The organism is Kribbella sp. CWNU-51 (assembly GCF_054073265.1).
The window spans coordinates 37,834-64,583 of record NZ_JBSXMZ010000059.1 but is presented as its reverse complement, the minus strand read 5'-3'; the positions used below and the strand labels follow the sequence as shown (position 1 = coordinate 64,583).

Sequence of the window (26,750 nt, the reverse complement as noted above, 5' to 3'; positions counted from 1 at the left end):
CTTTCGGTTGGCTCAGCGTACCGGAGGAACTCCGCATGGAGATCGTTCTCAGCACCAACGACATCACCACGGTGCCGGCCGATGCGATCGTGAACGCGGCCCATCACGCCCTGCGCGGCGGTGGTGGCGTGGACGGCGCGATCCATCACGCGGGCGGTCCGGAGATCCTCGCGGAGCTGATCGAGCGGTACCCGAACGGCACCCCGACCGGTACGGCGGTCTGGACCACAGCCGGCTCGCTGCCCGCGTCGTACGTGATCCACGTGGTCGGGCCGAACTACACCGCGGGCCAACGGGATCCGGCGCTGCTCGAGTCCTGCTACCGCAACGCCTTGCGGGTCGCGGACGAGCTCGACGTGAAGACGCTCACCCTGCCGGCGGTGTCGGCCGGGATCTACGGCTGGCCGGCCGGGTTCGCCGCGGACATCGCCGTACAGACGCTGCGCCGGACGGCGACCGGCGTTGCCACAGCGACCTTCTGTCTGGTGGAACCGCGGCTCTACAAGGCCTTCCAGAACGCGACAGCGGCCGGGGAGTGACTCCCCGGCCGCTGTCGAGCGCTTGCTGATCAGCCGCTGTAGACGACGACCTTGTCGCCGACCTTGATGCGGGCGAAGATCCAGGCGATCTTCTTCTTGTCCCGGATGTTCACGCAGCCGTGCGAGGCGCCGTTGTAGCCACGGGCCTTGAAGTCCGAGGAGTAGTGCACTGCCTGGCCACCGCTGAAGAACATCGCGTACGGCATCTTCGAGTGGTACAGGGACGACACGTGGTTCTTCGACTTGCGGTAGACCTTGAAGACGCCGTTGCGGGTCGGCGTCTTGCGGGCGCCGAAGCGGGCGTCCGCGACCTGGACCGCCTTGCCGTTCACGACGTACACCAGTTTCCGGGTCTTCTTGTTGATGCAGAGCACCCGGCCCTTCGTCAGACAACGCTTGTCCAGGCGGTACTTGCCCACCACCGCGCTGGACGACGCCGCCGTGGCCGCCTTCTGCGGCGCGACCACGACCTGGGGCGCAACCTTCGGTGCGACCGTGACGGCATCGGCCGTCGTGGTGGCGGAAAGTGCGCCGACGCCCACGAACGCGGCGGCCGTCAGAGTAGCGCCGAGCTTACGCAGAATGCCCATGTTTCCTTGTCCTTCCCCCAACAGAGTTGCTTGCACAAAGACAGACGTCATCGACTGACGTCTGGTTGGTAACGATCCGGAACTTCCTCACCCGCGACCGACGCAGCCCCCGCGACCGGCCGAAGAATGGTGTATCACACCGATGTCTTTCGGTTCGCGCTGTTCCGGCGACCGTTTCCAGTTCGTGCTCTAGCAGCCCTTCAGCTCTTGCTCTTGCGCCCGAGCTTCGACCGCTCGAGCTGGGTGAGGGCGACCTTGCGCATCCGGATCGCGTCGGGGGTGACCTCGACGCACTCGTCCTCGCGGCAGAACTCCAGCGACTGCTCGAGGGACAGCTTGCGGGCCGGGACCAGCTTCTCGAACTCGTCCGCGTTGGAGCGGACGTTCGTCATCTTCTTTTCCTTGGTGATGTTGACGTCCATGTCGTCGGAGCGCGAGTTCTCGCCGACGATCATGCCCTCGTAAACCTCGGTGGTCGGCTCCACGAACATGGTGCCGCGCTCCTGCAGGTTGATCATCGCGTACGACGTGGCGGCGCCGGACCGGTCCGACACCAGCGACCCGGACGGCCGGGTGCGGAGCTCGCCGAACCACGGCTCGTATCCCTCGAACACGTGGTGCGCGATGCCCGTACCGCGGGTGTCGGTGAGGAACTCGGTGCGGAAGCCGATCAGGCCGCGGGCCGGCACCAGGAACTCCATCCGGACCCAGCCGGTGCCGTGGTTGGTCATCTGCTCCATCCGGCCCTTGCGGACCGCGAGGAGCTGGGTGACCGTGCCGAGGTACTCCTCGGGGCAGTCGATCGTCAGCCGCTCGACCGGCTCGTGCCGCTTGCCGTCGATCTCGCGGGTGACGACCTGCGGCTTGCCGACGGTCAGCTCGTACCCCTCGCGGCGCATCTGCTCGACCAGGATGGCCAGCGCCAGCTCACCACGGCCCTGCACCTCCCAGGTGTCGGGACGCTCGGTCGGCAGCACCTTGAGCGACACGTTGCCGACGAGCTCGCGGTCGAGCCGGTCCTTGACCAGGCGGGCGGTGACCTTGGTGCCCTTGACCCGTCCGGCCAGCGGCGAGCTGTTCGTACCGATGGTCATCGAGATGGCCGGCTCGTCCACGGTGATGAACGGCAGCGGCTTGGGATCGTCCGGGTCGGCCAGGGTGTCGCCGATCATGATCTCCGGGATACCGGCGATCGCGACGATGTCACCCGGTCCGGCCGAGTCGCCGGGCACCCGCTCGAGCGCCTCGGTGATCAGCAGTTCGGTGATCTTGACCTTCTGGATCGTGCCGTCGTGCTTGCACCACGCGACCTGGGCGCCCTTCTTCAGGGTGCCTTCGTGCACCCGGACCAGCGCGAGCCGGCCGAGGAACGGCGAGGCGTCCAGGTTGGTGACGTGCGCCTGCAGCGGCGCGCCCTCGGTGTACTCCGGGGCCGGCACGTTGGCCAGGATCGCCTCGAACAGCGGCTCGAGGTCCTCGGAGTCCGGCAGCCCGCCGTCGGCCGGCGCGTTCAGCGAGGCGCGGCCGGCCCGGGCCGAGGCGTAGACGATCGGGAAGTCGAGGGCGGACTGGTCGGCGTCGTGGTCGAGCAGGTCGAGGAACAGTTCGTAGGTCTCGTCGACGACCTCGGCGATCCGCGCGTCCGGGCGGTCCACCTTGTTCACCACCAGGATGACGGGCATCTGCCGCGCCAGCGCCTTGCGCAGCACGAACCGGGTCTGCGGCAGCGGACCCTCGGAGGCGTCCACCAGCAGCACGATCGCGTCCACCATCGACAGGCCGCGCTCGACCTCACCACCGAAGTCGGCGTGGCCGGGGGTGTCGATGATGTTCAGCGTCATCTGCTCGCCGTTGGCCATCTTGTGCCGTACGGCGGTGTTCTTGGCGAGGATCGTGATGCCCTTCTCACGTTCCAGGTCGCCGGAGTCCATCGCTCGCTCGTCCACGTGCTGGTGTGCGCCGAACGCGCCGGACTGCCAGAGCATCGCGTCGACGAGGGTCGTCTTCCCGTGGTCGACGTGGGCCACGATCGCGACATTGCGCAGGTCGTTACGGACAGGCATGGGGAAGCGCTCCAAGCAGATAGGACTGAGTGTCAGGCGGTGGCTACGGCGTGTTGTGTCGCTCGAGAAGGCCACTCGACGCAGGGCGCAGCCCCTTCATCCTACCGGTGACCGTTCGTGTCCACGAATCGGAAGCCCCTTTGACTTTTGTTGACCGGACGTCCAGTCTATAGAAGGCGCCTGGGGAGGGGCCTGAAATAACGGGGGGTCAGCCCGGGAGCGCCGGGCTAAAGACGGGGATTGTCCGGCGCTTCAGGGCCTTGACCGAAGGAAAGGGATCGTGCCGCGGTCGGCCACCGTCAACCAGGAGCTGCGAGAGCGCTCCCGGGAGCGCATCCTGGCCGCCGCGCTGGAGGTCTTCGCGGCCAAGGGCTACGAGGCCGCGTCCATCTCGGAGATCACCGCCCGGGCAGGCGTTTCCCGCGGCCTGGTCGCGTACTACTTCGCCACCAAGGAAGAACTCGCCGCCGAGTTGCTCGACCGCTGGCTGGACGGCATCGCCGCGATCCTCACCATTCCGGGGACGCCTGACGAACGCCTCGCCGGCATCATCGACGGCGGCTTGATGGCGGCCGCCACCACGCTCCCGATCCAGCGGCTCGCGATCAGCTTGATGATGCAGCCTGGCACGCACGACGTGTTCGCCCGGGTCGAGACCGCCAAGTCGGACCGCCTGGCCCTGGTCGAGGACGCGATCCGTGCCATCTTCACCGCCCGCGGCGCGGCCGACCCCGCCGTCGAGGAAATGTTGCTCAGAGCAACCTTGGAGGGCGTGACGGTCAAGCTCGCGATCTACTGCGAGACCTTCCCCGTCGAAGACATCCGCCGCCGCCTGTACGCCGGCTACAACCTGCCGGAGCCCACCAGTCCACTCCCCGTCTCGTCCCCGCCGGTGGACCGACTCCGTGCGAAGTAGTAGCGGGGAAACTAATCGTCACCTGGTGCACATTTGTTTCCCCGCAACTTCGAGCGCGAGGGCCGACGTGGGCGAAGCGCGCTCGGCAGTCCCGGACGGCGGCTTGGAGGCTCCCCGGTGCACTCCACTCCATCCGGCTCGTACGACGACCCCGATTGTGTGACACCTCTATCCAGGTCGGAGTGCGGCCCTACTGAACGCGGTGGACCTTGTGCTGGGCGGCTTGGGCTCGGGGGCGGACGGTCAGGCGGTCGATGTTGACGTGGGACGGGCGGGTGGCGATCCAGGCGACGATGTCGGCGATGTCGTCGGCGGTGAGGGGCTCGGCGACTCCGGCGTACACGGCGTCGGCCTTGGCCTGGTCGCCGTCGAACCGGGTCAGCGCGAAGCCTTCGCTGCGGACCATGCCGGGCGCGATCTCGCAGACCCGCACCGGCTGGTCGAACAGCTCCAGCCGCAGCGTGTCGACGACCGCCTTGGCGCCGTGCTTGGCGGCGACGTACCCGCCGCCGCCCTCGTAGGCGACCTGGCCGGCGGTCGAGCCCATCACGATGATCGTGCCGTGGCCGGCGATGAGGGCCGGGAGCAACGACTTGGTGACGGCCGCGACGCCGATCACGTTCACCTCGAACATCTGCCGCCAGGCGTCCAGATCCGCCTCGGCGACGGGCTCGAACCCGAAGGCGCCGCCGGCGTTGTTCACCAGCACCGCCAGCCGGTCACCGACGGCGGCGGCCAGCGCGGCCACGTCGTCGGCCGACGTGACGTCGCACCGCACCGCGCGCCCGTCGATCTCCTTGGCCAGCGCCTCGATCCGATCCAGCCGCCGCGCGGCGCAGATCACCTCGAAACCCTCGCGGGCCAGGTACCGCGCCGACGCGGCCCCGATCCCACTGCTCGCTCCGGTCACCACGGCAAGAGGACGGTCGGAAGTCATGCGCCAAGTCTTCCACTCACGTGACCTGACGCTGAACCGCGTCTCAGGACAAACTGCCGACATGACCAGGATCGCGCTGTGGGCAGACCGGATCTTCGACGGCGAGCGGATGCTGGACGACCGGGTCGTTCTCGTCGAGGACGGCCGGATCACGGACACCGACCGGGAGGCGCCGCGCGACTGGCCGATCCGCGAACTGCCGGGCGGCACCATCCTGCCCGGACTGCTCGACGCCCACGTGCACCTCACCGGCGACAGTGGCCCGGGCGCCCTCGACCGGCTGCGCGACGCGACCGAAGGCACGATCTTCGCCACCATCGAGCAGTCGTTGCGGATCCACCTCGACGCCGGGGTCACCACTGTCCGTGACCTCGGTGACTCGAACGACGCCGTCCTGGACTGGCGGAACCGCGGCGTCAGCGGGCTGCCGACGGTCATCGCGGCCGGCGCCCCACTCACCAGCGTGGGCGGGCACTGCTGGTGGCTGGGTGGTGAGGTGGCCGGCCCGGAGCAGATCCGCGCGGCCGTACGCCGTCGCGCCGAGAAGGGTGCCGATGTCATCAAGATCATGGGCAGCGGCGGTCCGGTGACGCCCGGCAGCGACGCGCTGAGCCCGCAATTCACCCCGATCGAGCTGGCGGCAGCCGTGTCGGAGGCCCACGCGGTCGGCCTTCCGATCACCGCACACGCACACGCGCTGGCCGCCGTACGTCAGGCTGTGACCGCCGGTGTGGACGGGATCGAGCACTGCACCTGTCTGGCGGCCGGCGGCGTGACGATCGATGACGACCTACTCGCCGCACTCGCCGCCTCCGGGATCGCGGTCTGCGGAACGCTCGGGTCGGACAGATCGGTCGTCGTACCGCCGGAGATCCTGGCCGTGTCCGCCCGGGCCGGAATCACCGAGGCCGCGTTGCAGCAGGTCGTTCACCGCTTGTACGACGGCGGAGTCCGCCTGGTCGCCGGGTCAGACGGCGGCATCGGGCGGGCCAAACCCCACGGGCTCCTGCCGGCGACCCTCGCCGAGTACGTGCAGTCGGGCCTTCCGGCGATCGTGGCACTCACCACCGCCACGGCCGTCGCCGCCGACGTGCTCGGTCTCGGCGCTCGCAAAGGGCGGATCCGGCCCGGGGCCGACGCGGACCTCCTGCTCGTCGATGGTGACCCGACCGAGGACATCACGGCGTTGGCCGGCCCGGTCGCGGTTTATCTGGGTGGTCGCGAGGCTTAGGCCTGGCGGGTCGGGAGGGCGATGATCTGGCGGAGGTTGAGCTCGCGACGGCGGCTGACCGCGAACGTGACGACGTCGGCGATGTCGGTCGCGGTAAGTGCGCCGATCTGGTCGTTCATCTCGGCGATCAGGTCCTGACCGTCGGCGTCGAGGTGAGTGGCCAGTTCCGTGTCCGTCAGCCCGGGCTCGATGTTGGTGACGCGCACGTCGTACGGCGAAAGGTCCGCCCGCAGGGACGTGGACAGATGGGTCAGGGCGGCCTTGGTCGCGCTGTAGACGCCGTACCCGGGGAAGACCAGGTGTGCGCCGATCGACGAGATGTTCACCAGGTCGGCGGTCCGGCCCTGAGAACCGGCCGCGATCAGGTCCGGCGTGAACGCGCCGATCAAGCGCAGCGCACCGGTCAGGTTGGTGTCGATCATCCGGGTCCAGTCGTCCAGCCGGACCTGCTCGACCGGGGCCGCGAGCATCACCCCGGCGGCGTTCACCAGCAGGTCGACCTGGCCCAGCCGCTCGTGGATCCGGCCCACCCCGGCATCGACCGAGTCCTGTGAGGTCACGTCCAGCCCGACTCCGAAGGCCTGCGGGCCGAGCTTGCCGGCCAGGTCGTCCAGCCGGTCCTGCCGCCGCGACACCAGTGCGACCGCGGCGCCGTCGGCCGCCAGCCGCTCGGCGATCGCGGCGCCGATACCGCTCGCGGCGCCCGTGACGACAGCGTTACGGCCGGCCAGCGGAAGGTTCGTCATCGTGTTCTCCAAGTGGTTGCGAAGGTTGATGACACGATCCTGTGGCGATCGCCGGACGCTACCCAGATGTCTGCTGAACCTGGTTCTGGCAGGACCAGGCTCCGGACCCGGCCGATCTGGATACTGGAGTCATGGATCGCCGTGTGGAGCTGACCGAGTTCCTGAAGTCACGGAGGGCCCGGGTGCAGCCCGAGGACCTCGGACTCAAGGTGTTCGGCGGCCGTCGCCGCGTGCCGGGGCTGCGTCGTGAGGAGCTCGCCCAGGCGGCCGGGGTCAGCGCCGACTACTACGTCCGGCTCGAGCAGGGCCGCACCGACAACGTCTCGCAGGAGATCCTCGACGCGGTCGCGGACGTGCTCGGCCTGACCGTGGACGAGCGCAAGCACCTGGCCCGGCTGGCGAAACCGGTCCGTCGTACGACGAGGCGCCGTGCGGCGACGCAACGGATCAGGCCCGGAATGCAGCGGCTGCTGGACTCGATGGACGACGTACCCGCGTTCGTGCTCGGCCGCCGGATGGACGTGCTCGGGTGGAACCGGCTGGCCGCTGCCCTGATCGCGGACTTCGCGAGCCTGTCTCCGAAGGAGCGGAACGTGCCGCGGATGGTGTTCCTGGATCCGGCCTCGCGCGACTTCTACCCGGAGTGGGACGCGGTCGCGGCCGAGAGCGTCGACTACCTGCGGATGTACGCCGGCCGCTACCCGGACGACCCGGAGCTGGCCGAACTGGTCGGTGAGCTGTCGATCCACAGCCCCGAGTTCCGCGAGCACTGGGCCCGGCACGACGTGAAGGACAAGAGCTTCGGGACGAAGGTCCTGCACCATCAGCTGGTCGGCGAGATCAGCGTGCGGTACGAGACCCTGCAACTGCCCGGCGACCCGGATCAGCTGCTGGTCACCTACACCGTCGAGCCCGCGTCGGCGTCCGAGCAGAATCTGCGGCTGCTCGCGAGCTGGGCGGCGCCGGAGCACGAGGTGGGCGGCCCGGCGGATAGGGAGAAGTCCCGATTCCCGACGCAGACGCCGGAGCTACCCTGACCACGTGACCGAATCGTCCGCAGACCGTCCACCGCGGCGGGTCGCGATGATCAGCCTGCACACCTCACCGCTCGACCAGCCGGGCACCGGGGACGCGGGCGGCATGAACGTCTACGTGGTGGAGCTGTCCAAGCGGCTCGCCGGCCTGGGGATCGAGGTCGACATCTTCACCCGGGCGACGTCGTCCGCGCTGCCCGCCCGGGTCGAGCTGATGCCTGGAGTGATGGTTCGCAACGTCGCGGCCGGGCCGTACGAGGGACTCACCAAGCACGAACTGCCCGCCCAGCTGTGCACGTTCGCCCGGGCTGTCCTGCGGGCCGAGGCGATCCACGAGCCCGGCTGGTACGACGTGATCCACTCGCACTATTGGTTGTCGGGGCAGGTCGGTCTGCTCGCCCGCGACCGCTGGGCCGTCCCGCTCGTCCACACCATGCACACGATGGCCAAGGTGAAGAACGCCAGCCTGGCCGAGGACGACGTACCCGAGCCGCCGGCGCGCCTGATCGGCGAGGAGCAGGTGGTCGAGTCCGCGGATCGCCTCCTGGCCAACACCGACGACGAGGCGCAGGAGCTGATCACGCTGTACGGCGCTCAGCCCGCGAAGGTCGAGGTGGTCAACCCCGGCGTGGATCTGGACATGTTCAGCCCCGGTGATCAGGCCTCGGCCCGGCACACGCTCGGGGTGCCGGCGGACGCCGTCGTACTGGCGTTCGTCGGGCGGATCCAGCCGTTGAAGGCGCCCGATCTGCTGATCCGGGCGGCCGCGCGGATGCTCGAGCGCGACCCGTCGCTGCGGGAGCGGTTGATCGTCGCGATCATCGGCGGTCCGTCCGGCAACGGCATGGAGCACCCCGAGGCGCACGCCGAGCTGGCCCGGGCGCTCGGGGTGGACGACGTGACCCGGTTCGTGAAGCCGATGGAGCGGCCGGTGCTGGCGGACTGGTACCGAGCCGCATCAGTTGTGTGCGTTCCGTCGTACTCGGAATCCTTCGGGCTGGTCGCGCTGGAGGCACAGGCCTGCGGTACGCCGGTGGTCGCGGCGGCGGTCGGTGGCCTGAGTACGGCGGTGCTGGACGGGCAGACCGGGCTGCTGGTGCGCGGGCACAGCGTCGACGACTTCGCCGACGCGCTGGGCCGGATCGCGACGGATCCGCTCACCCGCGAGAGCATGAGCCGGGCGGCGGTCAAGCACGCGCAGGGTTTCGGCTGGGAGCTGACCGCCCGCAAGACGCTGGCGGCGTACCGGACCGCCGCGCAGACGATGGCCGCGGAGATCGCGGCGGAGGTGGCTGGGTGAGAGTGTCGGCGGCGGACGTGATCCGCCAGGTCCTGACCGAGAACGAGCTCGAGTTCACCGAGAGCGAGCCGGGCGTCTTCGCCGCCGACCTGCCGGGGGAGCGCAAGCTGAAGACCACGGTGACGCTCACGGTCGGGGCGCAGTCGGTCCAGGTGCACGCGTTCGTGGCCCGGCACCCGGACGAGAACCACGCCGCGGTCTACCGCTGGCTGCTGGAGCGGAACCTGAAGATGTACGGCGTCGCGTTCGCCGTCGACCACCTGGGCGACATCCACCTGGACGGGCGGGTCCCGCTGCACGCGATCACGCCGACCGAGGTGGACCGGCTGCTCGGCGCGGTGCTGGAGTACGCCGACACGTCGTTCAACACGATCCTGGAGCTCGGGTTCGCGTCCTCCATCCGCAAGGAGTACGAGTGGCGCGTGGCCCGGGGTGAATCCACTCGAAACCTGGACGCGTTCAAGGGCTGGCTGGAGCCCCAGTAGGCTGGCAGCCATGACCTATCGCCTGATCCTGCTCCGCCACGGCACGAGCGACTGGAACGCCAAGAATCTGTTCACCGGCTGGGTCGACGTCGACCTGAACGCGGGCGGTGTCGAGGAGGCGCAGCGCGGCGGCGAGCTGCTTCGCGACCGCGACCTGCTCCCCGACGTGCTGCACACCTCGGTACTGCGCCGGGCGATCCGCACCGCGAACATCGCGCTCGAGGTGGCCGACCGCCAGTGGATCGACGTACGGCGGTCTTGGCGGTTGAACGAGCGGCACTACGGCGGCCTGCAGGGCAAGGACAAGAAGCAGACCCTGGAGGAGCTCGGCGAGGAGCAGTTCATGCTGTTCCGGCGGTCGTACGACACGCCGCCGCCGGCGATCGAGCGCGGCTCGGAGTACGACCAGGCCGGCGACCCCCGGTACGCCGGGCTGCCGTCGGAGCTGATGCCCGCGACCGAGTGCCTGAAGGACGTCGTCGAGCGGATGCTGCCCTACTGGTACGACGCGATCGTGCCGGACCTGCGGGCCGGGAAGACCGTCCTGGTCGCCGCGCACGGCAACTCGCTCCGCGCCCTGGTCAAGCACCTGGACAACCTGGACGAGAAGACCATCGTCGGCCTGAACATCCCGACCGGCATCCCGCTCTACTACGAGCTCGACGAGGACTTCCACCCCCTCACCCCCGGCGGCGAGTACCTCGACCCCACCGCCGCCAAAGAAGCCATCGAAGCCGTCAAGAACCAGGGCCGCTGATCTCCTGGAGATCGAGCGAGCGGAGGTAGGCGAGTCTGTCCTGCAGGTGGGGTTGTTGTGCGACCACCTCCGGACTGCCTTCCAACAGAGTGAGCTCGGACCTGTTCAGGTGCCTCATGTGCTGCTCCACGGCGTCGAGATGTGCGCGCATCTCGGCGCTGTTCAGGGCTGACAGGTCAGTGTTGATCAGTCGGTCGGTGAGAGATTCGTCCATGCCAGGACGCTATCGGAAAGGGCAGATCAGGCCCCGCGCCACCCGCTCGCACCACCCACCTGTGCGACCACCTTGAGCACCGAGCAACCATCGGGGAGCTGTTGCGGTGCCTGATCCGTGCACAAGGTCGCCGGTAGCCGAGGGCTGTACTGCGCTTCGGGAGTGCTCGTGTTCGCGGGTCGGGCGGCGGGCAGGCGCAAGCGAAGGCGGTCCCCGATGTGCGGAGCACGCGAAAGGGCGCCTCCGGCAACTGTTGCCGGAGGCGCCTGCTGGCTGGTGGAGCTCAGTTGCCGTTCGGGTTGGGGGTGGAGGCGCCGGCGCCGGAGCCGGCTGCGGTGCCGCCGACGGCGACCGGGAGCTCGCCGGTGACCAGGTAGACGACCCGGCGGGCCATCGAGACGGCGTGGTCGGAGATGCGCTCGTAGTACCGGCCGAGCAGCGCGATGTCGACCGCGACCTCGACGCCGTGCGGCCAGGCGTCGTCCATCATCAGCCGGAACTGGTTGCTCCGCAGCTTGTCCATCTGGTCGTCGGTGGCCTCGAGCTTGCCGGCCGCCTCGACGTCGCGGGACGAGATCACGTCACCGGCCGCGTCGACCATCTTGCCCGCGACGGTGCCCATCTCCTCGATCACGTCGTGCAGCTCGGCCGGGATCGCCGGGGCCGGGTAGCGCATCCGGGCGATCTTCGACACGTGCGCTGCCAGGTCGCCCATCCGCTCCAGGTCGGCCACCATCCGCAGCGCCGCGACCAGCATCCGCAGCTCGTTGGCGACCGGCGACTGCCGCGCCATCAGCTCGAAGACCTTCTCCTCCACACCTTCACCGGCCGCGTCCAGCTGGATGTCGGCCGCGATGACCTCTTCGGCCCTGCGGATGTCCGCTTCCAGCAGGGCCGCGGTCGATCGGCGTACGGCGGTGGACACCGTCCGCGTCATCCGTTCGAGCTCGGCGAGGATGTCGTCGAGCTGCTCGTGGTAGCTGTCACGCATTGTGTTCGATTCCGATCTGTGGTGTCCGGTGCCACGGTGAGCGGGGTGGCAGGCACCTGCCTGTACCCGCCCACCGGTGACCGTATGCCGTCGAGGTTGCCGGATGGCGACGAGTGGTGAACGACCGATGAACAGTTAGGTCGTGTCCCGGTCATCCGGTGATCATTCGGTCTTTCCCTGCTGGTTGCCCGCGTAGCATCGTTGCCGTGGACCCCACGCTGGCTGCGGTGCTGGGCGGCGTCATCGGCGCGGCCCTGGCCCTGCTTTCGCTCGGCGCGATGATGCTTTCCGAGCGGGCCCAGCGCAAGATCCCGGAGTCCCCCGACCCTATCGTGCCCAACGGCGTCGCCACCGTTCTGTCGGTACTGCGTTCGTCCGCGGTGGTGATGGGTCCCGAGGACCAGGTGCTCCAGGCCAGCGCGCCGGCGCACGTCCTCGGCCTCGTCCGGGGTGAGCGGCTGGTGGTCGACGGCATCCTGACCATGGTCCGGGCGGTCCGCCGCGACGGCGAGATCCGGCAGCAGGACCTCGAGATCGTCCGCGGCCGGCTTGGTGCCACGCAGTACGTGAGCGCCCGGGTTGCGCCGCTGGGCAGCCAGCTGGTGCTGGTCCTGGTCGAGGACCGGACCCGGGAGCGCCGGCTGGAGGCGATCCGGCGGGACTTCACCGTCAACGTGAGCCACGAGCTGAAGACCCCGGTCGGCGCGCTGATCCTGCTCGCCGACGCGGTGTCCGAGGCGTCCGACGATCCCGAGGCGGTGCAGCGGTTCTCCGACCGGATGCGGGTCGAGGCCTCCCGGCTGAGCCGGCTGGTCAAGGAGATCATCGAGCTGTCGCGGCTGCAGGGTGACGACCCGCTGGAGAACCCCGGCCCGGTCGACATCAACGCCGTCATCGAGAGCGCGGTGGATCGCTGCCGGGTCGACGCCGAGGATCGCGACATCAAGATCGTGGTGAAGACCGAGCCGGCCCTGGAAGTGATGGGCAGCGAGGACCAGCTGTCCATCGCGATCGGCAACCTGGTCGAGAACGCGGTCAACTACAGCCCCGACGGCACCCGGGTCGCGGTCGCCGCGCACCCGATCGGCGATCTGGTCGAGGTCACCGTCTCCGACCAGGGCGTGGGCATCCCGAGCAGCGACCTGGAACGCATCTTCGAGCGGTTCTACCGGGTCGACCGGGCCCGCAGCCGCGAAACCGGTGGCACCGGCCTCGGCCTCTCGATCGTCAAGCACATCGCCTCCATCCATGGTGGCGATGTGCGCGTCTGGAGCGTCGAGGGCCAGGGATCCACCTTCACCGTGAGACTCCCGCTGCGGCTAGAACCCGCCGCGGGCCAGACCGACTCCTCCAGCCAGGACGAGCCGGCCATCTACCTGACGCCCACCCCGTCAGACAGGACCAAGGAGGCAGCTTCGTGACCCGAGTGCTGGTCGTCGAAGACGAAGAGAGCTACAGCGACGCGTTGTCGTACGTGCTGCGCAAGGAAGGGTTCGAGGTCGCCGTCGCGGAGACCGGACCGGACGCGCTGGACGAGTACGACCGGGCCGGTGCGGACATCGTCCTGCTCGACCTGATGCTGCCGGGTCTGTCCGGCACGGAGGTGTGCCGGGCACTGCGCAGCCGGGGCAACGTCCCGGTGATCATCGTCAGTGCCAAGGACACCGAGGTCGACAAGGTCGTCGGCCTCGAGCTCGGTGCGGACGACTACGTGACCAAGCCGTACAGCCCGCGGGAGCTGCTGGCGCGCATCCGCGCCGTCCTGCGCCGCGGTCAGGATGTCGAACTGCTGCCGGACACGCTCGAGGCCGGACCGGTCCGGATGGACGTGGAGCGGCACGTGGTGACCGTGTCCGGGACCGAGATCCGGCTCCCGCTGAAGGAGTTCGAGCTGCTCGAGATGCTGCTGCGCAACACCGGCCGGGTGCTCACCCGCGGGCAGCTGATCGACCGGATCTGGGGCGCCGACTACGTGGGCGACACCAAGACCCTGGACGTGCACGTCAAGCGGCTGCGTTCCAAGCTCGAGAAGGACCCGTCGAACCCGCAGCATCTGGTCACGGTGCGTGGTCTGGGCTACAAGTTCGAGTCCTGAGTCACATCCCCGGCAGGTCGCCACGACCTCCGGGGTTAGCTTAGGCTCTCCTTAGTTGAGGCACCCCGCTTTTCTGAGGAGAGTCACCATGTCCTGGTCCCGTCCCCGCGTGATCGGTGCGGCTGTCACCGCCGTACTGGTCGCGACGACGCTGGCCGCGTGCGGCAGCGACGCCGGCAAGTCGGCCGGCAGTTCGGCCGGTACGGCGTCCGCCGGGTTCCCGGTCACGTTGAAGAACACGTTCGGCGAGACCACCATCACCAAGAAGCCCGAGCGGATCGTCACGCTCGGCTGGAACGCGCAGGACGTGGTCTACGCCCTCGGTGAGACCCCGGTCGGGATGCCGAAGGTCACGTACGGCCAAACCGCGGCGGGAACCACTGCCTGGGGCGCGGGCGAGTTCGACCCGGCGAAGACCACGCTGCTCGACACCGGCGACAAGTACCCGTTCGAGAAGATCGCGGCGCTGAAGCCGGACGTGATCCTGGCGCCGTACGAGGGCTTCGACGAGGCGACGTACAAGACTCTGAGTGGCATCGCGCCGACGGTCGCGTACCCGGGGGCGCCGTGGCAGACCACCTGGCAGGACCAGACGCTGCTGGTCGGCGAGGCGCTCGGCAAGAAGGCCGACGCGGAGAAGCTGATCACCGGCATCCAGGACAAGATCGCCCAGGTCGCGAGCGAGCACCCGGAGTTCAAGGGCAAGACGATCACGGTCGGCTCGTTCGGCCCGGACAACTACGTCTACATGCCGGGCGACCCGCGGGTGCAGATCCTGAACGAGATGGGCTTCAAGAACGCGCCGGGCGTGGAGGCGCTGGAGAAGACCAACACGAAGAAGGAGTTCTCCCTCGCCATCAGTAAGGAGAAGATCGCCGACGTCGACGCCGACGTCCTGGTCGCGTACGTCGACGGGATCGGGACGCAGAAGTTCCTGTCCGACCCGGTCTTCTCGTCGCTCGGCGCGGTCGAGCGCGGCGGGGCCTACGCCCTGCAGGACCAGCAGGTCATCTCCGGGATGAGCGCCGTCAGCGTGCTGAGTGTCCCGTGGGTCCTGGACAGGATGCTGCCGGGCCTGACCAAGGCAGCCCAGGCCAAGGGCTGACCAGGGCTGACAGGGTGCTGGACGGCTACTGCTCGCCCAGGGGGCCCGGTGAGTAGTAGTCGTCGCTCAGCACCGGGATGTAGGTGGTGATCGGCGCCGCCTTGCCGAAGGTGATGGTCACGTTGACCACCTGGCCCGGCTTGCCGCCGGTGACCGTGATCGGGTCGCCGCTCGCCTCGCCGCTGTCGGTCTCCGTACCGGTCGCCGGCGGCAGCAGCGTCGACGTCCCGGCCTTCAGGTCCAGCGGCGTCTTGATCTCGCTGAACGTGACGTCGGCGGGCTGGTCGCCGCCGGCCTGCCCGTCCGGCGTGCCGGCGGGGGCCTGCGAGATCTTGACCAGGGTGTCGTCCTCGATGCCGTCGTTGACGATGACGGTGTGCAGTTCGCCCTTGCCGTCCGGGTCCGCCAGCACCAGCATGTTCCGGACGTGGAGCGAGCCGGAGTCGGCGTTGGTGCCCTCTGCCGCCTGGTACGGCTTCTGGGTCTGCGCATCGAAGCTCGCGCTGCACGCCGCCAGCGCGATACTGAGAGTGGCGGCGGCACCCGCCAGCGCGGTACGCCGGACGGACCGCGAGGACAACGTGATCGGCACTGGAATCCCTCTCGTACAAGCTGTTCGACGCCGTCAGGCAGCGGCCTCCGGCGCACCAAAGCGTAGCCCGCGGCCCGGCCGGACCCGACGGCGGGAGGGGTCTCGCCGGGGGTCACGGAGGTCCCGGAGTGGTGTCCTAGGCAACAGTTCACGCACGCGCGAGGCACGGCTGAGAGCGTTTGTCAAGGCGAGAAGTGGCCTCTGACCAGCGCAAACGTCCCGACCGGACCACCGACCGCGTGGTAGGATAGGACTCGGAAAGGGGCACGTGACATATGACTTTCACAGTCGGCGAGACGGTTGTTTACCCCAACCATGGTGCGGCCGTCATCGAGGACATCGAGACCCGTCAGATCAAAGGTGAGGACAAGACCTATCTGGTCTTGAGGATCGTCGCTCAGAACGACCTGGTCGTCCGGGTCCCCGCGTGCAACCTCGATCTTGTCGGCGTGCGTGACGTCGTGGATCAGGCCGGTCTGGAGCGCGTCTTCGACGTGCTGCGGGCGCCGCACACGGAGGAGCCGACCAACTGGTCGCGTCGTTACAAGGCGAACCTGGAGAAGCTGCACTCCGGTGACGTGATGAAGGTGGCGGAGGTCGTTCGCGACCTGTGGCGCCGTGAGCGTGACCGTGGTCTGTCCGCCGGTGAGAAGCGGATGCTGGCGAAGGCTCGCCAGATTCTCGTCTCCGAGCTGGCCCTGGCCGAACACACCAACGAGGACAAGGCGGAGGCCATCCTCGACGAGGTCCTCGCCTCCTGATCAGCACCACGATCAGGTCGAGTCGGAACACGTGATCCTGCCGTCCTGCCCGGAGTTCGCATGAGCACCGCGGCGATCATTCCGGCGGCCGGGCTCGGGTTGCGGCTCGGTGGTGAGACACCCAAAGCGTTTCGAGAGGTCGGTGGCGAATCGCTGCTGGTCCACGCGGTCCGTGGACTGAAGGCAGCGATCGCCGCCGACCTCAGCTGTTTCGTGGTCGCCGTCCCGCCGGGCACCGAAGAGGCCGTCGGCAAGGAACTCGAGCCGTACGCCGGTGACGCCCGGCTGCTCGTGGTCCCGGGCGGCACCGAGCGGGCCGACTCGGTGCGCACGGCTCTCGACGTGGTCCCGGTCGACGGGATCGACTGCATCCTGGTGCACGACGCGGCGCGCGCCTTCGTCCCGGTCGACGTGATCGAGCGGGTCGTCGCGGCGGTCCGCGGTGGCGCCCAGGCCGTCGTACCGGTGGTGCCGGTGACCGACACGATCAAGCGGGTCGCGCCGACCGGTGAAGTGGTCGATACACCCGACCGGTCGTCGCTGGTCGCCGTGCAGACGCCACAGGGGTTCGATCCCGCCGTACTGCGTCGTGCGCATGCCGCCGGCGTGGTCGGGGCGACCGACGACGCGATGCTGTGTGAGCGGCTCGGAGTCATCGTGATGACCGTCGAGGGGTCGCCGGACGCGTTCAAGGTGACGCGACCGCAGGACCTGCTGCTGGCCGAGGCGTTGCTGGCGGAGAGGCGGCTGGCGTGAAGGTCCCACGGGTCGGGAACGGCATCGACGTACACCCGCTGGAGGAAGGCCGCCCGATGTGGCTGGCCGGTTTGCACTGGCCGGAAGAGACATCCGGGCTTTCGGGGCACTCGGACGGGGATGCGGCAGCGCACGCGATCTGCACCGCGCTGTTGAGCGCGGCGCGGTTGGGTGACTTGGGGTCGAACTTCGGCACGGCCGAGCCTGAGTGGGCCGGTGCCGCCGGAGTCGCCCTCCTGGCGGAGGCTGCTCGGCGGGTGCGGGCCGCGGGGTTCGAGATCGGCAACGTCTCGGTCCAGATCGTCTGCAACCGGCCGCGGATCGGTGCCCGCCGGCAGGAGGCGGAGAAGGTGCTCAGCGCGGCCTGCGATGCCGAGGTGTCGGTCAGCGCCGCAACCACCGACGGCCTGGGGTTCACCGGCCGCGGCGAGGGCATCGCGGCGATCGCGATCGCCCTGATCTACTGACCCTCCGGTCCCGGCAGGCTGACAGGATCCGTCGAGAAGCGTGCAGCCCTCGGGTCCAGCTCGTCTCCCATGACCTGCGTGAGCAGGCCGTAGAGCTCGGGCCTGCGGCCGCGGAGCCAGCGGCGGCCGGTTGCCATCGGCACCAGCTCGAGGTCCAGGTCGGCGACCACCACAGCCTCGTCGGGCACCGGCGTCTCGGCGACGATCCGGCCGTACGGATCGAGGATCATCGCGTTCCCGGTCCGGAGCTCGTCGTCGTCCCGGCCGACACCGTTGCTGAACAGGACGAACAGGCCGTTGTCGTGGGCCCGCGCCGGCAGCCACCGCATCAGCCACCCCCGCCCGCTCGGCCCGTCGAAGGCAGCGCGTACGGCCTCCGGATCCTGCCGCCGGTTGTCCCATACGTCGACAGGGATCGGCTTCATTCCGTGCGGGCTGCGGGAGCTCGTCCCGCCGGTCTGGTGCGGCGCCAGCAGGACGGTTGCGCCGAGCAACGTCGTGATCCGGACGTTCTCCACCAGGTTGTTGTCCCAGCAGATCAGCACCCCGGCCCGGAACCCCCACGGCGTGTCGAACACCGTGTACGACGACCCGCTGGCGATCGCCTCGTGCTCGAACGCGTGCAGCTTCCGGTGGACGTGGACCTCGCCGGTGGGCAGGCAGACGGCGTACGAGTTGAACAGCTTGCCATCGGCATCCTCGAGGAAGCCGGCCCCGAGACCTGCGTCCAGTTCCTTCGCCAGGGCACGGATCCGGCTGATCAGCGGCCCGTCGGCCGGCTCGGCCAGTTCGTGCAGCCGCTCGGCGGTGTGCCGGCGCAGGTGCCAGTAGCCGAGCAGACACAGCTCGGGAAACACGACCAGCCGGGCGCCGTCGGCGACCGCCTGCCGGGCCAGCCGCTCAACCGTGGCGAGATTGATCGCGGGCTGATCGGGCGTCGGTTCGAACTGGACGACGGCGGCGCGGAAGGCTGTCATACGACCATCGAAACGCCCGGGTATCGATGACGTCCAATAGCCGTTCGGTACGATTCCATATCCTGGGGTTATGGATCTCCGTTTGCTCCGGACGTTCGTCACGGTCGCCAGGCTGCGGAACTTCGGTGCCGCGGCCGAAGAGTTGTCGACCAGTCAGCCGGCGCTGACCAAGCAGATCCAGGTGCTGGAGCGTCGGGTCGGTTCGGTGCTGTTCAGCCGTGGCCGGCATGGTGCCCGGCTGACCCCAGCCGGGGAGCTGCTGCTTCCTGACGCTCTGGAGTTGCTGGACCGATCCGAGGCGTTCGATCGGCGGGCTGCCCAGGTCGCGTCAGGTGCCGAGGGCTCCCTGGCGATCGGGTTCGGGTTGTCCGGGATCGAGCTCGCGCCGCGGGCGGTCGCGCTGTTCCGCAGCCGCTGGCCCGGCGTCACGATCTCACTCGAGGACATGTCGTCGGTGGTCCAGTGCGAGCGGCTGCTGGCCGGCAGTCTCCAGATCGGCTTCGTCCGGCTCCCCGTCCCGGCCGGCCTCGAACACCTTCGGTTACGACGGGATCGGCTCACCCTCGCGGTCCCGGCGAGCGCGGACGTCCCGCGCGACCTGGTCAGCTGGATCGACGCGCGCCCGCTGGTCCGCCTCACCCCGGCTCGTGGGCCCGGCCTGACGGCGCAGATCAACAGCCTGTACGCCGAACTCGGTTGCCACCCGCAAGTACTTCAGGAGGCCGGCGACCTGCAGACCGTCCTGGCCCTGACCGCGGCCGGTGCCGGGCCTGCCGTCGTACCCCAATCGGCCGAACGCATCGCACCGCCAGAGGTCCGCCTGATCCCTCTCCCCGGCCGCGCCGCCACCTGGTGGACCGGCTGCGCCTGGGCCACCAGAACCCCGCTCACCGAACGCTTCCTGAAAGCCGCCGCCGAGGTGGCCCGCACGACCCGGGGCGACTAGCGCATTCGTGGTATGCGGGGCAGCGGGGGCAGTTCGTAGGAATCCAGCCAGGCGGCGAAGATGTGGCGGAGGGCTTCCTCGTCGGGGCTGAAGGTGGCGGCCAGTGCGATGAAGTCGGCGGTGGTCACCGAGCCGTGGCGGTAGGTCTTGGTCCAGGCGCGGAGGAGATCGAAGAACGCCTGGTCGCCGAGGTGCCGGCGCACGATGTGCAGGGTGATCGCACCGCGCTTGTAGAGGCGGTCGTCGAACATCAGCGTCGGGCCGGGATCCGACAGCATCAGGTCCTGCGGGAGGCTCCTCAGGCGCGCGTGCGCCTTGGCCACCTGCTGCGCGGCGGTGAGGCCGCGGGACTCCTCCGACCACAACCACTCGGCGTAGCAGGCGAAACCCTCGTTCAGCCAGATGTGCTGCCACTGCGCCGGGGTCAGGCTGTTGCCGAACCACTGATGCGCGAGTTCATGGGCGACCAGCCGCTCGGACGTACGACGGCCGTCCACATGGTTGCTGCCGAAGATCGAGATACCCTGCGCCTCCAGCGGAATCTCCAGGTCGTCGTCGGTCACGACGACCGTGTAGGCGCCGAACGGATACGGCCCGAACAACCGGCAGAACAGTTTCATCATGTCCTGCTGCCGGCCGAAGTCCGTCTTGAACTCGCGGATCTGGCTCCCCGGCAGCACACCCCGGGTCGTCACCGGAGACGTGGCCAGCTCGACCACGTCGTACCGGCCGATCTGGACGGTCGCCAGGTACGTCGCCATCGGCGCCGCCTGGTCGAAGACCCAGGTGGTCCGGCTGGCCTTCACCCGGCGCGACACCAGCCGTCCGTTCGCCACCACCTGGTACGGCGAATCGGTGGTGACCGTGATCCGGTAGTGCGCCTTGTCGCCGGGGTGGTCGTTGCACGGGAACCAGGTGGCCGCGCCACTCGGCTGGCTGGCGACGATCACGCCCTCGGTGAGTTCCTCCCAGCCGAGCTCGCCCCACGGACTGTCCTCGGGCTTCGGGTTGCCGGCGTACTGGATCTCGACGGTGAACTCGGCGCCGTCCATGATCGTTGCGGCCAGGGTGACGTGCAGCTTGCCCTGGCGGTGCACATACCGCTGCGGCCGCCGGCCGTTCACCGACACCTTCGCCACTCGGAGGCCGGACAGGTCGAAGCTGATCCGCGAGAGCGCCTCGGTGGCGAAGGCGGTGATCGTCGCCTTGCCGCTCAGGCGGTTGCTGTTGACCCGGTAGTCCAGGTCCAGCTCGTACGACTCGACCTTGTAGCCGCCGTTGCCGTGGGTGGGCACGTACGGGTCGCCGGCCGTCGTCGCTCCCGGCTGCCCGTTGCCCAGAAGTCGTTTGAGCGGGCCAACCATCAGCCCTGCCAGGGAGCGATCGGGTTCCCAGCCCAGCGCGTCCCGGCCGGCACACCTTCACCACGCATCACGAGAGACACCGGTCCGATGGTAGCTCCTGCCCCGACGCTGGCGGCGGGCAGGACGATGCCATGGGGCCCGAGGGTTGCTCCTGGTCCGAAGGTGACTGTGCTCATGGAGAGAACTCGATCATGAAAAAGGTGCGTCTGCAGCACGCAACCGCGATTCACCGTGGCACCGTCGCCGAGGGTGACCAGGTCGGCCTCGGGTAACCAGTACGTCTCGCACCAGACGCCCTTGCCGATCTTGGCCCCGAGAGACCGCAGCCACAGGTTGAGGACCGGCGTACCCGCGGCGGCGTTCGCGAACCAGGGCGCCGCGACCAGCTCGACGAAGCTGTCGACCACCTCGTTGCGCCAGACGAACGAGCTCCACAGCGGATATTCGACCGCGCGGGTCCGGCCGACGATCAGCCACTTGGCGACCGTCGCCATCCCGCCCGCGACCGCGCCCGCGGCCAGGATCACCGCGCCGGACAGCAGCAGGGTCACCCACGGCCCGAGCCAGATGTCGAGCGCCTGCAGCGCGAACAGCACGCCGAGCGCGATCAGGACCGTGCACATCATCGGGACGAAGCGGCACAGCTCGACCAGCGCCCGAGCGACCTTGAGCTTGAACGGCGGGTTGAAGGTCCGGCTCTGGTCGCCCTCGACCGCCTGCCGCCGGAGCTTCACCGGTGGCGAACCGAGCCACGACGTACCGGCCTTGGACTTCTTCGGGGCCGCCGACAGCACCGCGACCAGGCCGTTCTTGGGCACCGACCGGCCGGGCGCGGTCATGCCGGAGTTGCCGAGGAAGGCACGCTTGCCGACCTTCGCGCCGGCCACGTGCAGCCAGCCGCCACCCAGCTCGTACGACGCGATCATCGTGTCGTCGGCCAGGAACGCGCCCTCGCCGACGGTCGTCATCTTCGGCAGCAGCAGGACCGTCGACGCCTCGACGTCGCGGCCGATCTTCGCGCCGAGGGCCCGCAGCCACCAGGGGGTGAGCAGGCTCGCGTACAGCGGGAACAGCAGGGTCCGGGCGGTGTCCAGCAGCCGCTCGGTCGCCCACACCTGCCAGCCGATCCGGCTGCGGACCGGGTAGTGACCGGGTTTGATGCCGATCCCGAGTAGGCGGACGCCGATCAGTGTCAGGACGGCGAGCGTCACGAACCCGACGAGGGTCATCAGCGGGATCGCGCCCAGCGCGCTGAGTGCGGCTGCCTGGAGCGTCTCTGTGCCCTTGATCGCGTTGCCGAGTACGACGAGTGCCGCGGCGGCCGCGGCCACCGGGATCAGGGACATCACGGCGGACTGAACGCCGTACGCGAGCACCCACCAGGGGGCGCGGGCGGGCCGGTGGTCCGGCCATGGGTGCCGGGCCCGGCCGACGCGGCTCGCGGGGGAGCCGGACCAGCGCTCGTTCGGGGGGACCTTGCCGGAGACGGCCGAGCCGGCGGCGATCTCGGCGTTCCGGCCGATCTCGGCGCCGGGCAGCAGCGTGCTCCGGGAACCGATCACGGCCTCGGCGCCCACGGTCACCGGCCCGACGTGCAGCCGGTCGCCGTCGATCCAGTAGCCGGCCAGGTCGACCTCGGGCTCGATCGACGCGCCGCGGCCCATCGTGAGCATGCCGGTCACCGGCGGCAGCGTGTGCAGGTCGACGCCGCGGCCGACCTTCGCGCCGAGCGCGCGGGCGTAGTACGCGATCCAGGGGGCGCCGGCCAGGTTGGCCGCGCCGGCGGCGTCCGAGAGGTTCTCGGCGGCCCACAGCCGGACGTGCTCCGTGCCGCCGCGGGGGTAGGTGCCGGGTTTCAGGTTGCGGAGGAGGATGCGCGCGCCGACGACGGCGATGCCCATCCGGCCGGCGGGGGTGATCAGGAGCAGCCAGCCGACCAGGATCCACCACCACGAGACCGTCCTGGCCCACGGCAGCGGGCCGGCCAGCTCGGCGAGCACGTTGTTCAGGGTGAACAGGTAGACCAGCCAGCGAACGCCGACGACTGTCTGCAGGACGAGCGTGAGCGCGGTCTGCAGGAGCTGCGTGCTCGTCGGCGTCGGCCGGATCTCCCGGATCTCGACCGGCACGTACGCCACTGGCTGTGACTCGTCGAGCCGGTCCGCGAGCGCGCCGAGGCGCGGGTACTCGTAGATGTCGCCGACGGTCACGTCCGGGTACCGCTCGCGCAGGACCGACACCAGCTGGGCGGCGGCCAGACTGCCGCCGCCGTGCAGGAAGAAGTCGTTGTCCGGGCCGGTGACCGTCGCGCCGAGGACCTTCGTCCAGCGCTCGGCCAGCCAGCCCTCGGTCCCGCTGAGCTCGGCCGCCGGGGCGTCGCTGTCCATCCCGGGCAGCGGCCAGGGCAGCGCGTTGCGGTCGACCTTGCCGGACGTCCTGGTCGGCAGCGTGTCGACGACGGCCAGCAGGGGGACGAGCGCCGCGGGCAGTTCCTCGCGCAGTCGCGCGGTCGCCTTGGTCTGGTCGAACGCAGCCGGGTCTTCGGGTACGACGTACCCGACCAGCAACTGGTTGCCGGCGGCGCTGTTGCGGACCGCGGCGGCGGCGCCGGAGACCTGGGGCAGAGCCTGGAGTGCGGCGTCCACCTCGCCCAGCTCGATCCGGCGGCCACCGAGTTTGACCTGCTCGTCGGCGCGGCCCTGGAACAGGAGGCCTTTGGGGTCGTTGCGAACCAGGTCGCCGCTGCGGTACGCGCGCTCCCAGCCCAGGCTCGGCATCGGGGCGAACTTCTCGGCGTCCTTGACCGGGTCGAGGTACCGGGCCAGGCCGACGCCGCCGATGATCAGCTCGCCGATCTCGTCCTCTTGCACTTCGTTGCCCGCAGCATCGACCACGGCCAGATCCCAGCCGTCCAAGGGGAGACCGATCCGGACCGGGCCCTCGCCGGTCAGCCGGGCGCCGCAGGCGACGACTGTGGCCTCGGTCGGGCCGTACGTGTTCCAGACCTCGCGGCCGTCGATCGCGAGCCGTTCGGCGAGCTCGGGCGGGCAGGCCTCGCCGCCGAAGATGAGCAGCCGGACCTGGTCGAGCGCGTCGGCCGGCCAGAGCGCCGCCAGCGTCGGCACGGTCGAGACGATAGTGATGCCTTGGGCAACCAACCACGGCCCGAGGTCCATACCGGTCCGGACCAGCGAGCGCGGCGCCGGCACCAGGCACGCGCCATGCCGCCAGGCGAGCCACATCTCCTCACAGGACGCGTCGAACGCGACGGACAGGCCCGCGAGCACCCGGTCATCCGGCCCGATCGGCTCCTGCTGGAGGAACAGCCGCGCCTCCGCATCCACGAACGCCGCGGCCGACCGGTGGGTGACGGCGACGCCTTTGGGTACGCCGGTCGAGCCCGAGGTGAAGATGATCCACGCGTCGTCGGTCGGCTCCGGACCGCCGTGTGCTCTGGGTGCGTCCGTCGTACCGGAGGAGTCCATCCGGGCGCTGTACGGGTAGTCGTAGTAGCCGTCGGCGTTCTCGTTGTCGTCGCTCGGGATCGGCGCGGGTTGCGGGCGGGTGAGTGTGAGCTCCAGGTCGTCGCCGACCGTAGCCGCCACATCGGCCTCGCCGAACACCAGCTCCGCCCGCTCGTCCGGGTCGTCGGCGTCCACCGGGACGTACGCCGCCCCGGCCTGCATCGTCCCGAGGATCGCGACGTACAGATCGTTGTGCCCCGACGAGATCCGCACTCCGACCCGGTCGCCTGGCCCGATCCCGGCCTCGGTGAGACGCGCGGCGAACTTGGTCGTCTGGTTCAGCAGTTCGCGATAACTCAGACTGATGTGGCCGTCGTCCAGCGCAGGCTCATCGGCGTACTTCGTCGCCGTCTCCTGCAACACATCCACCAGCGTCCGCGCGGGTGGCGCCAGGTCACCACGTCGCAACGTCACGGCCGGATCTTACGCCGCCCGGTTACCAGATAGATAACCCCGAGCGAAGCCTTCGTACGCGGTCGCACACTTGGTGAAACCCCAACGAAACCTGGCGATCGCGGGTAACCAACTGTCGGGCGACTGTGGGTGTTTGTTCCCGCGCGGCATGGATCGGTCCCCGTCGCGTCAGGTGCGGTGTCAGGAGCGTGTCAGGGCGGTGGCTGGCGGGGCGCCGAAGGTAGTCCCATGACGAGTTCAGCGATCGCGGCCTCGGGGCTGCGCAAGGCGTATAAGGACAAGGTCGTGCTCGACGGCATCGACCTGGAGGTCGCGGCCGGTACGGTCTTCTCCCTGCTCGGCCCGAACGGCGCGGGCAAGACGACGACGGTCAACGTGCTGACCACGTTGATGAAGGCCGACGGCGGCACGGTCCGCGTCGCCGGTCATGACGTGGCCACCGAGACCAAGGCCGTCCGCGCGGCGATCGGGGTCACCGGCCAGTTCGCGGCGGTGGACGAGCTGCTGACCGGCCAGGAGAACCTGCGGCTGATGGCGGACCTCAAGCGCATCGACGCGGGCGAGGGCAAGCGCATCGTCGCTGAGTTGCTCGAGCGGTTCGACCTGACGGAGTCGGCGCACAAGATGGTGGCGACGTACTCCGGCGGTATGCGCCGGAAGCTGGATCTGGCGATGACCCTGGTCGGCAAGCCCCGGATCATCTTCCTGGACGAGCCGACGACGGGACTGGACCCGCGCAGCCGGCGGACGATGTGGGACATCATCCGCCAGCTGGTGACCGAGGGCGTCACCATCTTCCTGACCACCCAGTACCTGGACGAGGCCGATCGGCTCGCGGACCGGATCGCGGTGCTCGACCAGGGCAAGCTGGTCGCCCAGGGCACGCCCGCCGAGCTCAAGCGCCTGATCGGCGGCAGCCATGTCCGGCTCCGGTTCGCCGGCGACGCCGAACTCGACGCCGCACAGCAGGTCCTGACCGACTCGACGCGGGACGCCGAGGACGACCTGACGTTGCGGGTCCCCAGTGACGGCCGGGCGAAATCGGTCCGCGACCTGCTGGACCAGCTCGATGCCCACTCGATCGACGCCGAGGAGTTCTCGGTGCACACCCCGGACCTCGACGACGTCTTCCTCTCCCTGACCGGCCGTACCAACACGAAGGTGAACGCATCATGAGCAACTCGACGACCATGCTCGGTCGCAACTTCAAGCACACCGTGCGGAACCCGGTCGCGGTGTTCAACGCGATCCTGCTCCCGATCGTGCTCCTGCTGATGTTCGTCTTCGTGATCGGCGGCGCCTTCGACGTCGGTGAGAAGTACATCGACTACGCGACGCCGGGCATGATCATCCTGGCGATCTGCTACGGACTGAGCGCGACCGCGACGGCCGTGAACACCGACATGACCAAGGGGATCATCAACCGGTTCAAGGTGATGGACATCTCCCGCAGCGCCGTACTGGTCGCGCACGTCGCCGAGACCCTGCTCCGCAGCCTGATCGCCGTCGCGGCCATCATCGGTGTCGCGTTCGCGGTGGGATTCCGGCCGGACGCGAGTTTCGCCGACTGGCTCGGTGCGATCGGTCTGATCGTGCTGGTCTCGTTCGCGACCAGCTGGATCACGGTCGCGCTGGGACTGTTCGCCAAGACCCCGGAATCGGCGGGGATGGCCTGCGTACCGCTGATCATGCTGCCGTTCCTGAGCAGTGCGATCGTGCCGGCCGCAACGATGGGCGCCGGCGTCCGGCAGTTCGCGGAGTACCAGCCCTTCACCCCGATCATCGAAACCCTGCGCGGGCTGCTGGCCGGCGAACCGGCTTCGACGAGCAGCGCGGTCCAGGCCATCGTCTGGTGCGTCGGGATCGCCGCGATCGGGTTCGTGTGGTCGCTCTCCACCTTCAAGAAGCGCGCCTGACCAACCAGGGCGGTCGAGCCCGTCAACGAC

At 69.3% G+C, this 26,750-nt stretch carries 26 protein-coding genes; 16 read left to right on the top strand and 10 right to left on the bottom strand.

What is annotated here, in order from left to right:
- The first annotated feature begins 35 nt into the window (after window positions 1-35).
- Complete coding sequence (locus ACXC9Q_RS40030; RefSeq protein WP_457062090.1) at window positions 36-539, top strand: macro domain-containing protein; 504 nt, start codon at window positions 36-38, stop codon at window positions 537-539.
- 29 nt (window positions 540-568) lie between these two features.
- Here ACXC9Q_RS40030 and ACXC9Q_RS40025 read toward each other — a convergent pair whose 3' ends face one another.
- Window positions 569-1,129 carry a L,D-transpeptidase gene (locus tag ACXC9Q_RS40025; protein ID WP_457062089.1) on the bottom strand — a complete coding sequence of 187 codons (561 nt, stop codon included), beginning with the start codon at window positions 1,127-1,129 and terminating at the stop codon, window positions 569-571.
- Between the two features lie 200 nt (window positions 1,130-1,329).
- Window positions 1,330-3,192 carry a translational GTPase TypA gene (typA, locus tag ACXC9Q_RS40020; protein WP_457062087.1) on the bottom strand — a complete coding sequence of 621 codons (1,863 nt, stop codon included), beginning with the start codon at window positions 3,190-3,192 and terminating at the stop codon, window positions 1,330-1,332.
- A gap of 280 nt (window positions 3,193-3,472) precedes the next feature.
- On the opposite strand from typA, the gene ACXC9Q_RS40015 reads away from it, so the two are divergent.
- A complete protein-coding gene (locus ACXC9Q_RS40015) occupies window positions 3,473-4,108 on the top strand; it encodes a TetR/AcrR family transcriptional regulator (protein ID WP_457062086.1) in 636 nt (211 codons plus the stop codon).
- Between the two features lie 190 nt (window positions 4,109-4,298).
- Here ACXC9Q_RS40015 and ACXC9Q_RS40010 read toward each other — a convergent pair whose 3' ends face one another.
- Window positions 4,299-5,045, bottom strand: a complete 747-nt coding sequence (locus ACXC9Q_RS40010) for an SDR family NAD(P)-dependent oxidoreductase (protein ID WP_328524184.1) — start codon at window positions 5,043-5,045, stop codon at window positions 4,299-4,301.
- 61 nt (window positions 5,046-5,106) lie between these two features.
- Here ACXC9Q_RS40010 and ACXC9Q_RS40005 point away from each other — a divergent pair, with 61 nt between their 5' ends.
- A complete protein-coding gene (locus tag ACXC9Q_RS40005; RefSeq protein WP_457062085.1) occupies window positions 5,107-6,276 on the top strand; it encodes an amidohydrolase family protein in 1,170 nt (389 codons plus the stop codon).
- On the opposite strand, the gene ACXC9Q_RS40000 is transcribed toward ACXC9Q_RS40005, so the two are convergent.
- On the bottom strand, window positions 6,273-7,022 hold the full coding sequence (locus ACXC9Q_RS40000; RefSeq protein WP_457062083.1) for an SDR family oxidoreductase: 750 nt from the start codon (window positions 7,020-7,022) through the stop codon (window positions 6,273-6,275). The genes ACXC9Q_RS40005 and ACXC9Q_RS40000 overlap by 4 nt on opposite strands.
- A gap of 131 nt (window positions 7,023-7,153) precedes the next feature.
- Between ACXC9Q_RS40000 and ACXC9Q_RS39995 the strand changes: the two genes are divergently transcribed.
- The 4 genes from ACXC9Q_RS39995 to ACXC9Q_RS39980 are packed head-to-tail and all read left to right on the top strand — an operon-like array spanning window position 7,154 to window position 10,598.
- A complete protein-coding gene (locus ACXC9Q_RS39995) occupies window positions 7,154-8,059 on the top strand; it encodes a helix-turn-helix domain-containing protein (RefSeq protein ID WP_457062082.1) in 906 nt (301 codons plus the stop codon).
- A 4-nt stretch (window positions 8,060-8,063) separates the two neighbouring features.
- Window positions 8,064-9,356, top strand: a complete 1,293-nt coding sequence (mshA, locus tag ACXC9Q_RS39990) for a D-inositol-3-phosphate glycosyltransferase (RefSeq protein WP_457062080.1) — start codon at window positions 8,064-8,066, stop codon at window positions 9,354-9,356.
- Entirely contained in the window at window positions 9,353-9,841 is a 489-nt protein-coding gene (locus ACXC9Q_RS39985; protein ID WP_457062078.1) for a YbjN domain-containing protein, read from the top strand. The genes mshA and ACXC9Q_RS39985 overlap by 4 nt, the downstream gene beginning before the upstream one ends.
- A 10-nt stretch (window positions 9,842-9,851) precedes the next feature.
- Window positions 9,852-10,598 (top strand): phosphoglyceromutase, encoded by a 747-nt coding sequence (locus ACXC9Q_RS39980; RefSeq protein WP_457062076.1) that lies wholly within the window; start codon window positions 9,852-9,854, stop codon window positions 10,596-10,598.
- Here ACXC9Q_RS39980 and ACXC9Q_RS39975 read toward each other — a convergent pair.
- A complete protein-coding gene (locus ACXC9Q_RS39975) occupies window positions 10,579-10,812 on the bottom strand; it encodes a hypothetical protein (RefSeq protein WP_457062075.1) in 234 nt (77 codons plus the stop codon). The two genes, ACXC9Q_RS39980 and ACXC9Q_RS39975, sit on opposite strands and share 20 nt — an antisense overlap.
- Before the next feature lie 283 nt (window positions 10,813-11,095).
- Window positions 11,096-11,803: a phosphate signaling complex protein PhoU gene (gene phoU / locus ACXC9Q_RS39970; protein WP_457062074.1), complete on the bottom strand. Its 708-nt coding sequence runs from the start codon at window positions 11,801-11,803 to the stop codon at window positions 11,096-11,098.
- A gap of 206 nt (window positions 11,804-12,009) precedes the next feature.
- On the opposite strand from phoU, the gene ACXC9Q_RS39965 reads away from it, so the two are divergent.
- The 3 genes from ACXC9Q_RS39965 to ACXC9Q_RS39955 all read left to right on the top strand — a co-directional run bounded on the left by ACXC9Q_RS39965 (window position 12,010) and on the right by ACXC9Q_RS39955 (window position 15,003).
- Complete coding sequence (locus ACXC9Q_RS39965; protein WP_457062073.1) at window positions 12,010-13,224, top strand: sensor histidine kinase; 1,215 nt, start codon at window positions 12,010-12,012, stop codon at window positions 13,222-13,224.
- The gene (locus ACXC9Q_RS39960) at window positions 13,221-13,898 is read left to right on the top strand and encodes a response regulator transcription factor (protein ID WP_131353111.1); all 678 of its coding nucleotides are present in this window, start codon (window positions 13,221-13,223) and stop codon (window positions 13,896-13,898) included. Before ACXC9Q_RS39965 ends, ACXC9Q_RS39960 begins: the two co-directional genes overlap by 4 nt.
- 88 nt (window positions 13,899-13,986) lie before the next feature.
- The gene (locus ACXC9Q_RS39955) at window positions 13,987-15,003 is read left to right on the top strand and encodes an iron-siderophore ABC transporter substrate-binding protein (RefSeq protein ID WP_457062070.1); all 1,017 of its coding nucleotides are present in this window, start codon (window positions 13,987-13,989) and stop codon (window positions 15,001-15,003) included.
- A 25-nt stretch (window positions 15,004-15,028) separates the two neighbouring features.
- Here ACXC9Q_RS39955 and ACXC9Q_RS39950 read toward each other — a convergent pair whose 3' ends face one another.
- A complete protein-coding gene (locus ACXC9Q_RS39950) occupies window positions 15,029-15,595 on the bottom strand; it encodes a hypothetical protein (RefSeq protein WP_457062069.1) in 567 nt (188 codons plus the stop codon).
- A 275-nt stretch (window positions 15,596-15,870) separates the two neighbouring features.
- Between ACXC9Q_RS39950 and ACXC9Q_RS39945 the strand changes: the two genes are divergently transcribed.
- Genes ACXC9Q_RS39945 through ispF form a run of 3 tightly spaced genes read left to right on the top strand, consistent with a single transcriptional unit; the run spans window position 15,871 to window position 17,579 of the window.
- Window positions 15,871-16,356: a CarD family transcriptional regulator gene (locus ACXC9Q_RS39945; RefSeq protein WP_012918679.1), complete on the top strand. Its 486-nt coding sequence runs from the start codon at window positions 15,871-15,873 to the stop codon at window positions 16,354-16,356.
- 60 nt (window positions 16,357-16,416) lie between these two features.
- A complete protein-coding gene (gene ispD, locus ACXC9Q_RS39940; protein WP_457062066.1) occupies window positions 16,417-17,112 on the top strand; it encodes a 2-C-methyl-D-erythritol 4-phosphate cytidylyltransferase in 696 nt (231 codons plus the stop codon).
- Complete coding sequence (gene ispF, locus ACXC9Q_RS39935; protein ID WP_457062065.1) at window positions 17,109-17,579, top strand: 2-C-methyl-D-erythritol 2,4-cyclodiphosphate synthase; 471 nt, start codon at window positions 17,109-17,111, stop codon at window positions 17,577-17,579. The genes ispD and ispF overlap by 4 nt, the downstream gene beginning before the upstream one ends.
- Here ispF and ACXC9Q_RS39930 read toward each other — a convergent pair.
- Window positions 17,573-18,556 carry a nitrilase family protein gene (locus ACXC9Q_RS39930; RefSeq protein ID WP_457062063.1) on the bottom strand — a complete coding sequence of 328 codons (984 nt, stop codon included), beginning with the start codon at window positions 18,554-18,556 and terminating at the stop codon, window positions 17,573-17,575. The genes ispF and ACXC9Q_RS39930 overlap by 7 nt on opposite strands.
- Window positions 18,557-18,626: 70 nt before the next feature.
- Here ACXC9Q_RS39930 and ACXC9Q_RS39925 point away from each other — a divergent pair, with 70 nt between their 5' ends.
- Complete coding sequence (locus ACXC9Q_RS39925; protein ID WP_457062061.1) at window positions 18,627-19,502, top strand: LysR family transcriptional regulator; 876 nt, start codon at window positions 18,627-18,629, stop codon at window positions 19,500-19,502.
- On the opposite strand, the gene ACXC9Q_RS39920 is transcribed toward ACXC9Q_RS39925, so the two are convergent.
- Both ACXC9Q_RS39920 and ACXC9Q_RS39915 read right to left on the bottom strand, forming a co-directional pair.
- The gene (locus tag ACXC9Q_RS39920; RefSeq protein ID WP_457062060.1) at window positions 19,499-20,866 is read right to left on the bottom strand and encodes a M1 family metallopeptidase; all 1,368 of its coding nucleotides are present in this window, start codon (window positions 20,864-20,866) and stop codon (window positions 19,499-19,501) included. The genes ACXC9Q_RS39925 and ACXC9Q_RS39920 overlap by 4 nt on opposite strands.
- The gene (locus ACXC9Q_RS39915; protein ID WP_457062059.1) at window positions 20,866-24,804 is read right to left on the bottom strand and encodes a Pls/PosA family non-ribosomal peptide synthetase; all 3,939 of its coding nucleotides are present in this window, start codon (window positions 24,802-24,804) and stop codon (window positions 20,866-20,868) included. The genes ACXC9Q_RS39920 and ACXC9Q_RS39915 overlap by 1 nt, the downstream gene beginning before the upstream one ends.
- A gap of 228 nt (window positions 24,805-25,032) precedes the next feature.
- On the opposite strand from ACXC9Q_RS39915, the gene ACXC9Q_RS39910 reads away from it, so the two are divergent.
- Window positions 25,033-25,980: an ATP-binding cassette domain-containing protein gene (locus ACXC9Q_RS39910; protein WP_457062058.1), complete on the top strand. Its 948-nt coding sequence runs from the start codon at window positions 25,033-25,035 to the stop codon at window positions 25,978-25,980.
- Entirely contained in the window at window positions 25,977-26,720 is a 744-nt protein-coding gene (locus ACXC9Q_RS39905) for an ABC transporter permease (protein WP_405071064.1), read from the top strand. Before ACXC9Q_RS39910 ends, ACXC9Q_RS39905 begins: the two co-directional genes overlap by 4 nt.
- The last annotated feature ends 30 nt before the right edge of the window (window positions 26,721-26,750 follow it).

Excerpts from the sequence above, each read along its gene's own strand:
- ACXC9Q_RS40030 (WP_457062090.1), top strand. The coding sequence starts at position 36 with ATGGAGATCGTTCTCAGCACCAACGACATCACCACGGTGCCGGCCGAT.
- ACXC9Q_RS40025 (WP_457062089.1), bottom strand. The coding sequence starts at position 1,129 with ATGGGCATTCTGCGTAAGCTCGGCGCTACTCTGACGGCCGCCGCGTTC.
- typA (WP_457062087.1), bottom strand. The coding sequence starts at position 3,192 with ATGCCTGTCCGTAACGACCTGCGCAATGTCGCGATCGTGGCCCACGTC.
- ACXC9Q_RS40010 (WP_328524184.1), bottom strand. The coding sequence starts at position 5,045 with ATGACTTCCGACCGTCCTCTTGCCGTGGTGACCGGAGCGAGCAGTGGG.
- ACXC9Q_RS40005 (WP_457062085.1), top strand. The coding sequence starts at position 5,107 with ATGACCAGGATCGCGCTGTGGGCAGACCGGATCTTCGACGGCGAGCGG.
- ACXC9Q_RS40000 (WP_457062083.1), bottom strand. The coding sequence starts at position 7,022 with ATGACGAACCTTCCGCTGGCCGGCCGTAACGCTGTCGTCACGGGCGCC.
- ACXC9Q_RS39995 (WP_457062082.1), top strand. The coding sequence starts at position 7,154 with ATGGATCGCCGTGTGGAGCTGACCGAGTTCCTGAAGTCACGGAGGGCC.
- ACXC9Q_RS39980 (WP_457062076.1), top strand. The coding sequence starts at position 9,852 with ATGACCTATCGCCTGATCCTGCTCCGCCACGGCACGAGCGACTGGAAC.
- ACXC9Q_RS39975 (WP_457062075.1), bottom strand. The coding sequence starts at position 10,812 with ATGGACGAATCTCTCACCGACCGACTGATCAACACTGACCTGTCAGCC.
- phoU (WP_457062074.1), bottom strand. The coding sequence starts at position 11,803 with ATGCGTGACAGCTACCACGAGCAGCTCGACGACATCCTCGCCGAGCTC.
- ACXC9Q_RS39955 (WP_457062070.1), top strand. The coding sequence starts at position 13,987 with ATGTCCTGGTCCCGTCCCCGCGTGATCGGTGCGGCTGTCACCGCCGTA.
- ACXC9Q_RS39945 (WP_012918679.1), top strand. The coding sequence starts at position 15,871 with ATGACTTTCACAGTCGGCGAGACGGTTGTTTACCCCAACCATGGTGCG.
- ispD (WP_457062066.1), top strand. The coding sequence starts at position 16,417 with ATGAGCACCGCGGCGATCATTCCGGCGGCCGGGCTCGGGTTGCGGCTC.
- ACXC9Q_RS39930 (WP_457062063.1), bottom strand. The coding sequence starts at position 18,556 with ATGACAGCCTTCCGCGCCGCCGTCGTCCAGTTCGAACCGACGCCCGAT.
- ACXC9Q_RS39925 (WP_457062061.1), top strand. The coding sequence starts at position 18,627 with ATGGATCTCCGTTTGCTCCGGACGTTCGTCACGGTCGCCAGGCTGCGG.
- ACXC9Q_RS39920 (WP_457062060.1), bottom strand. The coding sequence starts at position 20,866 with ATGGTTGGCCCGCTCAAACGACTTCTGGGCAACGGGCAGCCGGGAGCG.
- ACXC9Q_RS39910 (WP_457062058.1), top strand. The coding sequence starts at position 25,033 with ATGACGAGTTCAGCGATCGCGGCCTCGGGGCTGCGCAAGGCGTATAAG.
- ACXC9Q_RS39905 (WP_405071064.1), top strand. The coding sequence starts at position 25,977 with ATGAGCAACTCGACGACCATGCTCGGTCGCAACTTCAAGCACACCGTG.